Raw genomic sequence first — 13,135 nt, forward strand, 5'->3', positions numbered from 1 at the left:
TCGCCGAAAACCCAAGGGTTCCTGCGCAACGTTAATCGACGCAGGGTGAGTCGGCTCCTAAGGCGAGGCCGAGAGGCGTAGTCGATGGGAAACCGGTTAATATTCCGGTACCTGACATAACTGCGATGGGGTGACGGAGAAGGCTAGGCTAGCCGGGTGTTGGAAGTCCTGGTTTAAGCAAGTAGGAAGTGCTCTTAGGTAAATCCGGGAGCACCTATTCTGAGACGTGATGACGAGCCCTCTTTTAGAGGGTGAAGTAGTTGATGCCCAGCTTCCAAGAAAAACCTCTAAGCATCAGGTTATGTGAGACCGTACTCTAAACCGACACAGGTGGGTAGGGTGAGAATCCTAAGGCGCTTGAGAGAACTCGGGTGAAGGAACTCAGCAAATTGGCACCGTAACTTCGGGAGAAGGTGTGCCTCTGGTAGGTGAAGAGCCTTGCGCTTGGAGCCGATAGAGGTTGCAGTGACCAGGTGGCTGCGACTGTTTATTAAAAACACAGCACTCTGCAAACTCGTAAGAGGAAGTATAGGGTGTGACGCCTGCCCGGTGCCGGAAGGTTAATTGATGGGGTCAGCCGTAAGGTGAAGCTCTTGATCGAAGCCCCGGTAAACGGCGGCCGTAACTATAACGGTCCTAAGGTAGCGAAATTCCTTGTCGGGTAAGTTCCGACCTGCACGAATGGCGTAACGATGGCCACACTGTCTCCACCCGAGACTCAGTGAAATTGAATTGGCTGTGAAGATGCAGTGTACCTGCGGCAAGACGGAAAGACCCCGTGAACCTTTACTATAGCTTTGCACTGGATTTTGAATCTGCTTGTGTAGGATAGGTGGGAGGTGATGAAGCCGGGACGCCAGTTTCGGTGGAGCCGACCTTGAAATACCACCCTAGTACATTTGGAATTCTAACCTAGATCCGTTATCCGGGTCGGGGACAGTGCATGGTGGGTAGTTTGACTGGGGCGGTCTCCTCCTAAAGGGTAACGGAGGAGCGCGAAGGTACCCTCAGCGCGGTCGGAAATCGCGTGTTGCGTGCAAAGGCAAAAGGGTGCTTGACTGCGAGACGGACAGGTCGAGCAGGGTCGAAAGACGGTCTTAGTGATCCGGTGGTTCTTTGTGGAAGGGCCATCGCTCAACGGATAAAAGGTACTCCGGGGATAACAGGCTGATACCGCCCAAGAGTTCATATCGACGGCGGTGTTTGGCACCTCGATGTCGGCTCATCACATCCTGGGGCTGTAGCCGGTCCCAAGGGTATGGCTGTTCGCCATTTAAAGTGGTACGCGAGCTGGGTTTAGAACGTCGTGAGACAGTTCGGTCCCTATCTGCCGTAGGCGTTGGAGATTTGAGAGGGGCTGCTCCTAGTACGAGAGGACCGGAGTGGACGGACCTCTGGTGTTCCGGTTGTCACGCCAGTGGCATTGCCGGGTAGCTATGTCCGGACGGGATAACCGCTGAAAGCATCTAAGCGGGAAGCCCTCCTCAAGATGAGATCTCCCTGAGCCTATAAGGTTCCTAAAGGGTCGTTGGAGACGACAACGTTGATAGGCGGGGTGTGGAAGCGCAGTAATGTGTGAAGCTAACCCGTACTAATAGCCCGTGAGTCTTGACCATATAACACCCAAGCAAGTTAGGTAGATATGCATAGTTGCTTTAGAAATATTTCTTATATCAGTTTTTGCTTGGTAGCCATAGCGAGTAGGTCCCACCCAATCCCATTCCGAACTTGGAAGTGAAACTACTCAGCGCCGATGATAGTGTGGGGATACCCATGTGAAAGTAGGTCACTGCCAGGCATTTGTTATTTGTTGGCCCTCCTGTTCAAGTATCAGGAGGGCTTTTTATTTTGTCCATGTCTAACTAATCACTACTCCTTAATTCAATCCCAGTTCATCTATGAAATCTCTCCCTTCCTATCAATCAATTACCCCCAACCAGCAATCCCCCCTTAATAGTAAAAGTTATAGCTGGAAAGGGATATTAGTAATGGTTTTACAGCACCGTCGTAAATTGTTACAGGCTCAAATAATAGCTGTACTTACTGCTCTATTAAGTGTCCCTGTCCCTTTATTAATGCCACTGTTAGTTGATGAGGTATTACTAAAACAACCAGGGGTAATCGTATCAGCAGCTAATACTGTTTTTCCATTACAATGGCAAGGCCCTACCCTTTATATATTGTCTATAATGGTGTTAGTTCTACTCCTACGATTAAGTTCTCTATTACTCGGGGTGTGGCAAATGCGCCAGTTTACTTATATTGCTAAAGACATAACTTATCGCTTACGCCGAGGTTTACTGCTTCATCTTGGACAAGTATCTATAACTAAATATGAAACTTTAGGTAGTGGTGCTATAGCTTCTCATTTTGTTACTGACTTAGATACTGTGGATCAATTTATAGGTACTACCATCAGCAAATTCGTTATAGCAGCTCTAACTATTATTGGCGTTGCAATCGTTTTGCTTTGGGTGAATTGGCAACTTGGACTATTCATTTTATTAATGAACCCCATTGTAGTTTATTTCACTATGGTTTTAAGCAAAAAAGTAAAACACTGGAAGTATAATGAAAATACGGCTTATGAAATCTTTCAGGGCACTCTTACAGAGACTTTAAATGCTATCCAACAGATTCGGGCTGCTAATCGGGAATCACACTATATTCAGCGGCTTATTATTTTAGCTAAAAAAGTACGAAATCACTCCACCACTTATACTTGGAAAAGTGAGATGACCAATCGCTTATCTTTTTTACTATTTTTATGTGGAGTTGAAGTATTTCGAGCTACCGCAATGTTATTGGTAGTTTTTTCTGATCTAACCATTGGGCAAATGTTTGCTGTATTTAGTTATCTATGGTTTATGATGGGCCCAGCACAAGAGGTGCTTAATATTCGCTATGCACTTGTAAGCGCGAAAGGTGCTCTTACACGCTTAAATCGGTTACTAGATTTAGAAATAGAACCTCATTATCCTCATCGTAAAAATCCCTTTGTAGATAAGCTTACCACTAGTGTATCTTTAAACAATATATGTTTTGCTTATGGCAATAACCCACAAGTGCTTAGCCATATTAGTCTTAGTATTAAGGCAGGAGAAAAAATAGCACTGGTTGGAACTAGTGGTGGCGGTAAAACTACTTTGGTTCAAATATTACTAGGATTACATATCCCTCAGTCTGGTAATATTTGCTTTGATAATATACCGGCTACTGAAATTGGTTTTGATATCATACGTAACAATATAGCCATTGTATTACAGCATCCTGCGCTATTTAACGATTCAGTACGAGCTAATATTACATTAGGACGAGATATTTCTGATAATCAAATTTGGCGAGCCTTAGAGATTGCCCAGCTCCGTAAAACAGTGGAAGAAATGAAGCAGAGATTAGATACTTCAATAGGATATCAAGGGATTAGACTCTCTGGTGGTCAGCAGCAGCGTTTAGCAATAGCACGAATGATTGTAACTGATCCTAAGATAGTAATTTTAGATGAGGCCACCTCAGCTTTGGATATAGAAACAGAAAGCCGATTATATCAAGCTCTAGGGGAATTTCTTAAAGGACGTACTACCATTATTATTGCTCACCGCCTAAGCGCTGTAAGGCAAGCCGAAAGGGTTTATGTTTTTGATAATGGCCAAGTTATTGAAGAAGGTCGCCCTAATGAATTAGCTTGTAATAACGGCTTCTACACTAATCTTTATGGTATAGCTTAATTCTGAAACCTTTAAATATGTATTTTATGAAAGCTTCTTTTCCCATAATTTTGACTTTTTTACTAATTAGCTGCCAAGCGCCAGATAATGCCCATAACACATCTGCTCAAATAGTCACAATGCTACATCGTCTCTTTCAGGATGAATGGGAACGTTATTTGCGAGAACATCCTGTATTCTCTTCTTCTATAGGTGATCGCCGCTATAACGATAAATGGGGCGATAATTCTCTGGTAGCCATTCGTTCTCGACATGAAGAGGATAAAAGGGCGCTTAGGCAACTTCTTAGTATCAACCGAGAGTTATTACCTGAAAACGAGAAGCTTAACTATGATCTCTTTAAACAGCCATTAGAAGTTGATATAGAAGGTTTCCAATATCGGACATTTCTAATGCCTCTTGATCAGTTAGGCGGGATCCAGAATTTACATGAAACAGTCGAACGTTTACGGTTACAGACAGAAGAGGATTTTCGTGATTGGATTACTCGGTTAAAACAGGTTAATCGAGTGATCCAAGACACAATAGATCTTATGAAGATAGGCATAAAGGAAGGACGTACTCAACCTAAAGTTATTATGGAGCGGATTCCAGATCAAATTGCGCGTCAAATCGTTGATGATCCTAAAGAAAGTCCTTTTTATCAAGTCTTTAGGGAAATACCTGAAGGTATTCAAGCGACTACTCAAGTCGAGATCAAAAAGGAGGCAGAACAAACTATCGCAAATATTGTGATTCCTGCTTATCGTCAGTTCCAAATATTCTTTAATCAGCAATATTTACCAAACTGTCGAGATAATATAGGGGCAAATAGTTTACCAAATGGAAAATCATTTTATGCTTACCAAACTCGCCAATTCACCACAACAGAACTCACCCCAAAGGAAATCCATGAGATTGGCCTTAAAGAAGTTAATAGAATTCGCAATGAAATGGAAGAGTTGATTAATCAGCTTAAATTTGGTGGCAACTTCAATGAATTTCTAAGATTCCTACGCACGGATCCTCAATTTTACTATCAAGATCCCAAAGCACTTTTACAGGGCTATCGAGCAATTGCTAAGAGAATTGATCCTGAGTTAGTCAAAATTTTTAGAAAACTACCACGTATGCCTTATGGGATAAAACCCATTCCCATGTCTTCTGCACCAGATACAGTAACCGGGTATTACCAGCCTCCCGCTGCTGATGGCAGTCGAGCAGGATACTATTATGTTAATTTATATAAACCTGAAGCGCGTCCTAAATATGAAATGGAAGTGCTTACCTTGCATGAGGCTGTTCCTGGTCACCATCTACAGATCGCGCTTCAGCAGGAATTAACGGATCTACCAAATTTTCGCCGTTTCTCAGGTTTTACGGCTTTTGAAGAAGGCTGGGGATTATATGCAGAAAGTTTGGGCGAAGATCTTGGGCTTTATCAAGATCTTTATTCAAAATTTGGCCAATTAACTTATGAAATGTGGCGGGCAGCCCGATTAGTAGTGGATACAGGCATCCATTCTAAAGGATGGACTAGGCAGCAAGCTATCGATTTTTTTAAAGAAAATACTGCAAAAGCAGAATATGATATTGCGAATGAGATTGATCGCTATATCGCCTGGCCTGGCCAAGCTTTAGCTTATAAAATTGGGGAGCTAAAAATTAAGGCGTTACAACAGGAGGCTTCTATGATTTTGGGTAGTCATTTTGATATTCGAGCTTTCCATGACGCATTACTTAGCAATGGAGCTCTACCTCTAGGTATTCTAGAGCAGAATATTAATAAATGGATTAAAGATCAGCAAGAAAGTTACAAAATTACTAAAAAATCACCCTAGCTACTATAAGTGGTGCCGAGGGCGAGAATCGAACTCGCACGGTGTTTCCACCACCAGATTTTGAGTCTGGCGCGTCTACCAATTTCGCCACCCCGGCATCAACATTATTATATCTTATGCAGCTTAGTGATTTCTACTATGATCTACCTAAAAATCTAATCGCTGATTATCCTCCGAAGCAACGGGGAGGGAGTCGGTTGCTGTTTTTAGATCCTGACTCTGGATTGTTGATAGATCAGCAATTTTCAAATCTTTCCACTCTATTATCCGAGAAAGATTTACTTATACTTAATGATACTAAAGTAATTCCAGCTCGACTTTTGGGAGTTAAAACCAGTGGCGGTAAAGTAGAGGTACTCATAGAACGAATTTTAAATCAACATCTAGCTTTAGCTCATGTACGTCCGGGTAAAACTGCTCAAGCTGGACATCGATTAGTGCTAGAGCAATCTGTTGAAGTAATTATAGGAAAGTGTATCTTAGATTTAGTGGAGCTACATTTTTTAGATCCTCGCCCTCTACCGCAGATTCTTGATGAGGTAGGCCGTATCCCTCTACCTCCCTATATTCGTCGAGAAATGAGTACCCTTGATAGCGAGCGATATCAAACTATTTACGCTTCTCGCCCCGGAGCTATTGCAGCACCTACAGCAGGTTTACACTTTAATGAATTTTTATTGAAACAGTTACAGGCCAAAGGTGTACAAATAGGCTATATCACATTACATGTAGGTACTGGGACTTTTCAGCCAGTACGAGTAGAGCATATTCATCAGCACCGGATGCATTCAGAGTATATAGAGATTTCAGAGCAAGTCTGCGCTCAAATACAGGCTACTAAACAGCAAGGAGGACGGGTAATAGCGGTAGGAACGACAACAGTACGGGCACTTGAAAGCGCCTCTGTATCAGGATTGCTTAGCCCTTATCAGGGAGAGACTGAGATTTTTATTTTCCCTGGTTACCGGTTTCATACCATAGATGCACTCATTACCAATTTCCATCTACCGAAGAGTACCTTACTTATGCTGGTATGTGCTTTTGCTGGACGAGAAAAAATATTGGCCGCCTACCAGCACGCAGTGAAAAAAGGCTATCGTTTTTTTAGCTATGGCGATGCTATGTTTATAACTTCTGCAAAAACAGCTTGATTTATGTCACTAGCAAGAGTGCGTATTGTGCTAGTAGAAACCACTCACCCTGGTAATATTGGCGCTGCAGCGCGAGCTATGCACACGATGGGATTATCTCGGCTATACTTAGTTAACCCAAAGGATTTTCCTTCAGCTATAGCTACCGCTAGAGCCTCTGGTGCAGATCATTTATTGGCTCAGGCTAAAATTTTTCCTAGCTTGCTTCACGCGATATCAGATTGCCAAATAGTATTTGGGTTAAGTGCTAGGCAGAGAAATATCTCTTCACCAGCTATAGATGCCCGTGCTTGCGGTATTTTAGTTGTTAAAGAAGCAGCTAAACAAGAAGTGGCCATAGTATTTGGCTGCGAACACTCAGGAATTTCTAATGCTGAATTAGATTACTGTAATTATTTAGTTCATATTCCTAGTAATCCAATATATAGATCCCTTAATCTAGGGGCAGCAGTGCAGGTAGTAGTTTATGAGATACAGATGGCTTATAGGATAGGAGCTATTTCTTCTTCTAAACAGCCCCTAGGGTCAGACTTATTAGCATCAGCTAGCGAAGTAGAAGGATTTTTTAAGCATCTAGAAGAGGCCCTTATTGATATTGATTTTCTTAATCCAAACAAACCTCGATTTTTAATACGCCGTCTACGTCGTTTATTTTTGCGCACTCATCTTGATATCAAAGAAATTAATATCTTACGAGGGATTTTAACCGCTGTGCAGAAAATCATTCACCTAGGACAAAATACAAATACTCATTAGGCCAGTAACGCCGGTAAATTAACCAAGAATATGTTCACCCACTTTCAAGAAGAAATAAATTGTATTTTTGAGCGCGATCCGGCGGCGCGCAATATTTTAGAAATTATCACGACTTATCCTGGATTTCACGCCATTTTATGGCATCGGTTTAGTCACTATTTATGGAATCTTAGGATTAAATGGCCAGCGCGTATAATTTCTGCCTTAAGCCGTTGGCTTACGGGGATTGAGATCCATCCAGGAGCAAGGATTGGACGACGTTTTTTTATCGATCATGGCATGGGTGTAGTGATTGGTGAAACTGCAGAGATTGGTGATGACTGTACGATTTATCATGGAGTAACACTAGGTGGAACAAGTTGGGAGAAGGGTAAACGTCATCCCACTCTAGGAAATAATGTAATTGTTGGAGCTGGGGCTAAAATCTTAGGGCCTATTTATATCGGTAGTAGAGCTCGAATTGGTTCTAATGCGGTGGTGGTTAAAAATGTCCCAGAAGATTCCACTGTAGTAGGTGTACCTGGGTATATAGTTCAGCCGAAAGGGGAAAGAGAAAAAGATAGATATAACAATAATATAATAGGTAAATGTATTGAATTTAATGCTTATGGCGAATCTCATGATACGCCTGATCCTATTGAGTATGCTATTTTTGATCTAATCGAGCGTGTCAATTATTTAAGTAACCGTATTGAACAAATAACAATTATAGTTCAAGAATTAAAAACGGTAGCTTCGGAAGAGAATTTAGATTCTGATAAGCATTAAAACTTATTTTAGAGCAATATGTTATGTATTGAAAAATTAAAGATTTTGATTTGGACTCCATATTGCCTCTATAACATACCAATCATGATAGAAATTCATTGATCCCTTTAAGGAGTGAATCTGGTATGGCAATTTATTTCGACCACAATGCAGGCTCGCCTCTAGATAAACGGGTGTTGGAAGCAATGCTTCCCTATCTGCAAGAGCAGCAAGGCAATCCATCCAGCGTACATCGCTATGGGCGTATTGCCAAAGAAGCAATAGAGCAGGCTCGTATTCAGGTAGCTACGTTAATTCACGCCGATCCTGCTCAGGTTATTTTCACTAGCGGTGGCACTGAAGCTAATAATTTAGCCCTATTTGGCGTAATGGGATCTCACCCTAACGGCCGGCTCGCTATTAGTGCTATAGAGCATTCCTCTATTCAAGAACCCGCTTTCGCTTTACGTACGCGAGGTGTTGAAGTCACCGAAATTAAGGTAGATTTTCACGGAAAAATCACCATTTCAAATCTTGAGAGAGCATTATATCCTAATAATCAGCTAGTCTCTGTCATGTGGGCAAGTAATGAAACTGGAGTTCTGCAAGAAATTTTTGCTATAAGCGAATATGCTCGATCCAGAGGGAGTTTGTTTCATACCGATGCGGTACAGGCTATAGGGAAGGTGCCTATTGATTTTCATCGTAGTGGTGCCCATCTTATGAGTATTTCTGCCCATAAAATGGGGGGGCCTAAGGGAGTAGGCGCATTAGTGGTAGACAGTCATTTAGATATCGTACCTCTGTTACTTGGAGGCGGGCAAGAGAAAGGGCTACGTAGTGGTACTGAAAATGTAGCTGCCATTGTAGGTTTTGGTAAAGCAGCTGAACTTGCCAGTGTTGAGATAGATCAACGTAGGAAAGAATGGTTTCAGCTGAGGGAACACTTTGAACGATCCTTACAACTACAGTTACCAGAGGCTGTGATCTTTGGAAGTGGGACAGAACGTTTACCTAATACTGTATTTTTTGCCGTACCAAAAATTGAAGGAGAGACCTTATTAATGGCTTTAGATAAGGCAGGAATTGGGGTTTCCAGCGGTTCTGCTTGTGGTAGTGGTAACCATCAGCCTAGCCATGTATTACTAGCTATGGGAATTACACCAGAGTTAGCCCAAGGTGCTATTCGTGTTAGTATAGGAGTAGGTAATACCTTGTCTCAAGTAGATGAACTATTAGTAGTATTAAAAAATCAAATAGAGAGATTTCAACAAATATTATTGCGTAGTGCTGCATGGTAAATAAAGGAAGGAAAGATAAGAGATGGCAATTACAATGACCGATTCAGCAGTAAAACAGATCAAAAAAATACTCTCTCAGCAAGAGAGCATAAAAGGTTTACGTGTAGGAGTAAAAAAGACCGGATGCTCTGGTTATTCTTATACTATTGGTTTTGCAAATGAAATCGAGCCTGATGACGCTCTGTTTGAAAAAGACGGTGTTAAAGTTCTCATTGATAAACAAGCTTTAACCTTAATTGACGGTACTGAGCTGGACTATAGACGCGAGGGTTTAAACGAAAGCTTTAAATTTAAAAACCCTAATATTAATGCAACCTGCGGTTGTGGGGAAAGTTTTAGTGTATAAATTATTGAAACAGAATAAAAAAATAAAAAGGCCTCATTTTAGAGGCCTTTTTATTATTAATATTTTAGCTTATCGATTATTATTAAGCGCACTTAATAGCTGTAATAAACTTAAAAATAAGTTATAAATCGCTACGTATAGGCTAACAGTAGCTGTAATATAATTAGTCTCACCACCATGAATAATCAGGCTAGTTTGAAATAGGATATAACCTGACATGAGCAGGATAAACATAGCAGAAACAGCTAAGGATAGTGCTGGAATATGGAAAAACATAGCACCTAATCCTGCGAGGAAAGCTACGAGAATGCCCACTATTAAGAAGCCACCAATAAAACTAAAATCCTTTTGAGTTGTAATGGCATAGCCCGATAGGCCAAAGAAGATAACGCCAGTGCCTCCCAGAGCTAGCATAACTGTTTGATGGCCATTAGGTAGGTGTAAATATAGATTGAGAATAGGTCCTAGCGTATAACCCATAAAACCTGTTAAGGCAAAAACTGCAATTAACCCAAACCCGCTATTACGTAGCGCATTAGTTAAAAATAATAAACCAAAATAGCCTACTAGTGTGATTACCCAATACACTGGAGCGGCATTAGTTGCCATCGCAATTCCAGCAGTAAAAGCGCTAAAAAGTAAGGTTGCAGCAAGAAGCGTGTAAGTGTTGCGTAGCAACTTATTGGTAGCCAGCACCGAAGGTGCAGCTGTACTTGAAATTATTTTGTCATTGTAACTCATAAATTTTAGCCTTCTTGATCAATCGGTAAATCAACTCTTAATTCTAGATAAGTAGCTTGTTAGTTAAATAAGACAATCGTTGAGCGACTTAGTTCGTAGCTTACTAGTTTTCTTAGAAATAGCAATAGCCTTATTTCTTTGGTATTTCTATAAAGATAAAGACTAGAAAAATAATTGTGATATCAATCTCTATTTTGTATAAAATATATCAAACAAAATTTTTGGAAGTGTGGCAGAGTGGTCGATTGCACCGGTCTTGAAAACCGGCGACGGGCAACCGTCCGTGAGTTCGAATCTCACCGCTTCCGCCATAAAAACATGCGCTTAGCGCAACTTCAACGAGTGCGCAGCAGCTTGAAGATGGCGACAAAGAGCCCCGCTAGTCGAGGCTTTCTTGTGGCTGGGCGAAACGAGGGGCGTAAGTACACCATAAGCAGCCCAGCGGATACCCGCCGCTTTGCTTGTGGAGCAAAAACACGTTCTACGTTATGATGAAATGTGTGCTCTTGCGTCTTCTAGACGACTGGAGCGTGTTCTGGGTAGAGGAAGATGTCTGACTATAAAGACCTGAATCTGAATCGCGAGATACTAGATGCGGACATTCAGAGTTTCCTAGAGTCGAACGGCTACACACTGCACGGCGGTATTCAGCCGCTCGGCAAACGCAAACGAGTCGTCTTTGGTGTAGCGGGCGCTGAGTTTGCCACCGTGGATCTGCATCTGAACGGTACGGGCACGACCACCGTTCAATGGAAGATAGGAAAGAACCAGCCGGTAGGCGAGCAACTTGCTGTCTACTTGAAGGCCACAATCAATCCCGCTGAGTTTAAGAATCTAAATTACTCCCTCAAAGGGATAACCGTTGATTCGTTTGATTCGATTCTGGATCTTCTTAAAGAATCAGGTGATATTGAGATTAACACCCTACGTAATGAAGCCGTTTGTAAGCGGGTGTCACTAAAGAGCATTGCTTATCAAGATAGCCTTACACTTACCCATCATCGTTCTACAAGGGTTTTGCAGATACAGGGCAAACCTCTTTCCTGTTATCGACGGGTGATATTTATGCTCATCGACCTTTTGGATCTAAAAGGTCTTGAGCAGGTTTTGTATTGCAAAGATGACAGCAGCGCGGAAATAGTTCGGGAAGAAATGGCCGAAGACTACCTCAAGGGATTTTTTCATCGTAGCTATGTTCATCTCCCTGAAGCAGTCAAAAAGCTTTTAATCTCTGGCTGCTGCATCAAGCTCGCAGCTCCGAAGCTGCCTGACTATTGCTTATTGCTTTACCCTGATTTAAGGTCGCTGGAAGGCGTCTTGAAACAGGAGATGACCCACTATATGAGGTCAGTTGAGAATGGGTTCGGTGACTTCTTCGACGTTAAGGACGGTGCTTGTACACTCAAGCCCGAGCATGCGGAGGCCGTCGGGCACACGAAGATGGTAGATGCGTTCAACACTGGCTATAGTTTTTTCCGAAAGCACCGTCATACAATTTTCCACATGGAAGAATTTCCTGACGGCAGTAGGATGATAGATACCTTGGATAAAGCCATTGGTTTGTCAAAAGATGCTTATACAGCGATTGACAGACTCTATACGGCAAGAATGTAGAAATGATTAAGACACTACGCATTGTCGGTGAAATCGCTGTGGTTACTGCCACAGCTGATTTTCATCCTTTGCGCCAGATTAAGCAGCTCACCTTAGAACTCGTCAGCTTGAGCTTTGAGGGTTTGGTGCTGTTCGATTTGTTCGCGGTCAACGGACTGACCCCAAATCGATTTGCCTCCATGAAGTTCGGCAAGAACGGATTTGATCGCACTTCATTTGCAGTTGAATCAGAAGTAAGTTCAAGCATCCAGAACGAGCAAGACTTGATTGCCAAGAGCGATCAAACGTTTCTTCTTGGCAGCGTCCTCTCATCTAGCGAATTGAAAAAATTCGCGCATTAGTCCGCCTATATCGTTGGCGTCGTTTATTCTGCGCTTATGTTTCCCGTTTGAGAAGCAGTATGCATTGAATCTCACGGCAACAACTATCCTTTTTATAACCGAAGCACACCAAGCTACAAGCGGCTAATTCTAATTATAGTTCTGCGGGTATGTTAGTAACTTCAATCTACTGCCAATGTGTGGATAATCGGGCAGGCTCCTTTCATACCAGATAATTCACACTCGTATATCAGATTGGCTAGGGCTTTACGCATCGCAGTTAAATCCGCTAGTTTGGCATCAATTATTTGGAGCTTTTGAGTAGCAAAAGCTCGTGTCTCTGCACATGCGCACACTTCATCAAATTGCAAAAGGGAAGCAATTTCATTCAGCGTAAATCCTAAGGCTTTTGCGCGCCTAATAAAACGAAGACGCTTAATTTGTTCGGGCGGGTAACAACGGTGGCTATTTAGGGGTTTAGAAGGAATACTCAGCAGACCGCGCCGCTGGTAATACCGGATCGTCTCAATACTCACACCTGTTGCTGCTGCCAACTTACCAATAGTTAATTTTTCCGCCATGAATTTTTCCTTGATTCTGTACCTAAGTAC

General features: G+C 42.2%; 12 protein-coding genes, 2 tRNA genes and 2 rRNA genes (1 of these 16 cut by a window edge). 13 read left to right on the forward strand and 3 right to left on the reverse strand.

The genetic code is table 11. From position 1 onward, the window contains the following. The 4 genes from TAO_RS05140 to TAO_RS05155 all read left to right on the forward strand — a co-directional run. Nucleotides 1–1,616 (forward strand): 23S ribosomal RNA (locus tag TAO_RS05140) (it extends 1,291 nt beyond the left edge of the window). A 67-nt stretch (nucleotides 1,617–1,683) separates the two neighbouring features. After that, nucleotides 1,684–1,798, forward strand: a 5S ribosomal RNA gene (gene rrf / locus TAO_RS05145). A gap of 190 nt (nucleotides 1,799–1,988) precedes the next feature. Next, nucleotides 1,989–3,728, forward strand: a complete 1,740-nt coding sequence (locus tag TAO_RS05150) for an ABC transporter ATP-binding protein (protein WP_096526921.1) — start codon at nucleotides 1,989–1,991, stop codon at nucleotides 3,726–3,728. Nucleotides 3,729–3,754: 26 nt separating this feature from the next. Then, on the forward strand, nucleotides 3,755–5,548 hold the full coding sequence (locus TAO_RS05155; RefSeq protein WP_231910589.1) for a DUF885 domain-containing protein: 1,794 nt from the start codon (nucleotides 3,755–3,757) through the stop codon (nucleotides 5,546–5,548). A 10-nt stretch (nucleotides 5,549–5,558) separates the two neighbouring features. Here the strand turns inward: TAO_RS05155 and TAO_RS05160 are convergent. After that, a tRNA-Leu gene (locus TAO_RS05160) sits at nucleotides 5,559–5,645 on the reverse strand. A 19-nt stretch (nucleotides 5,646–5,664) separates the two neighbouring features. Between TAO_RS05160 and queA the strand changes: the two genes are divergently transcribed. The 5 genes from queA to TAO_RS05185 all read left to right on the forward strand — a co-directional run bounded on the left by queA (nucleotide 5,665) and on the right by TAO_RS05185 (nucleotide 9,849). After that, complete coding sequence (queA, locus tag TAO_RS05165) at nucleotides 5,665–6,699, forward strand: tRNA preQ1(34) S-adenosylmethionine ribosyltransferase-isomerase QueA (protein ID WP_096526923.1); 1,035 nt, start codon at nucleotides 5,665–5,667, stop codon at nucleotides 6,697–6,699. 3 nt (nucleotides 6,700–6,702) lie between these two features. Continuing rightward, nucleotides 6,703–7,455 (forward strand): RNA methyltransferase, encoded by a 753-nt coding sequence (locus tag TAO_RS05170; protein ID WP_096526924.1) that lies wholly within the window; start codon nucleotides 6,703–6,705, stop codon nucleotides 7,453–7,455. A gap of 30 nt (nucleotides 7,456–7,485) precedes the next feature. Beyond that, complete coding sequence (gene cysE, locus TAO_RS05175; RefSeq protein WP_096526925.1) at nucleotides 7,486–8,223, forward strand: serine O-acetyltransferase; 738 nt, start codon at nucleotides 7,486–7,488, stop codon at nucleotides 8,221–8,223. 125 nt (nucleotides 8,224–8,348) lie between these two features. Beyond that, nucleotides 8,349–9,503: a cysteine desulfurase family protein gene (locus TAO_RS05180; protein WP_096526926.1), complete on the forward strand. Its 1,155-nt coding sequence runs from the start codon at nucleotides 8,349–8,351 to the stop codon at nucleotides 9,501–9,503. A 22-nt stretch (nucleotides 9,504–9,525) separates the two neighbouring features. After that, on the forward strand, nucleotides 9,526–9,849 hold the full coding sequence (locus TAO_RS05185; protein WP_096526927.1) for a HesB/IscA family protein: 324 nt from the start codon (nucleotides 9,526–9,528) through the stop codon (nucleotides 9,847–9,849). Between the two features lie 69 nt (nucleotides 9,850–9,918). On the opposite strand, the gene TAO_RS05190 is transcribed toward TAO_RS05185, so the two are convergent. Beyond that, the gene (locus tag TAO_RS05190) at nucleotides 9,919–10,590 is read right to left on the reverse strand and encodes a Bax inhibitor-1/YccA family protein (RefSeq protein WP_096526928.1); all 672 of its coding nucleotides are present in this window, start codon (nucleotides 10,588–10,590) and stop codon (nucleotides 9,919–9,921) included. A 223-nt stretch (nucleotides 10,591–10,813) separates the two neighbouring features. On the opposite strand from TAO_RS05190, the gene TAO_RS05195 reads away from it, so the two are divergent. From TAO_RS05195 to TAO_RS05205, 4 genes are all read left to right on the forward strand, one after another. Further along, nucleotides 10,814–10,901: transfer RNA gene (locus tag TAO_RS05195), tRNA-Ser, on the forward strand. A 49-nt stretch (nucleotides 10,902–10,950) separates the two neighbouring features. Next, the gene (locus TAO_RS10070; protein ID WP_269459382.1) at nucleotides 10,951–11,082 is read left to right on the forward strand and encodes a hypothetical protein; all 132 of its coding nucleotides are present in this window, start codon (nucleotides 10,951–10,953) and stop codon (nucleotides 11,080–11,082) included. A gap of 57 nt (nucleotides 11,083–11,139) precedes the next feature. Beyond that, nucleotides 11,140–12,204 carry a type II toxin-antitoxin system RnlA family toxin gene (locus TAO_RS05200; RefSeq protein WP_096526929.1) on the forward strand — a complete coding sequence of 355 codons (1,065 nt, stop codon included), beginning with the start codon at nucleotides 11,140–11,142 and terminating at the stop codon, nucleotides 12,202–12,204. A 2-nt stretch (nucleotides 12,205–12,206) separates the two neighbouring features. Continuing rightward, nucleotides 12,207–12,545 (forward strand): type II toxin-antitoxin system RnlB family antitoxin, encoded by a 339-nt coding sequence (locus tag TAO_RS05205; protein ID WP_096526930.1) that lies wholly within the window; start codon nucleotides 12,207–12,209, stop codon nucleotides 12,543–12,545. A gap of 161 nt (nucleotides 12,546–12,706) precedes the next feature. Here the strand turns inward: TAO_RS05205 and TAO_RS05210 are convergent, their stop codons facing one another. Beyond that, nucleotides 12,707–13,105, reverse strand: a complete 399-nt coding sequence (locus TAO_RS05210) for a MerR family transcriptional regulator (protein WP_096526931.1) — start codon at nucleotides 13,103–13,105, stop codon at nucleotides 12,707–12,709. Between the last annotated feature and the right edge of the window lie 30 nt (nucleotides 13,106–13,135).

Source organism: Candidatus Nitrosoglobus terrae, assembly GCF_002356115.1.
GTDB lineage: Bacteria > Pseudomonadota > Gammaproteobacteria > Nitrosococcales > Nitrosococcaceae > Nitrosoglobus > Nitrosoglobus terrae.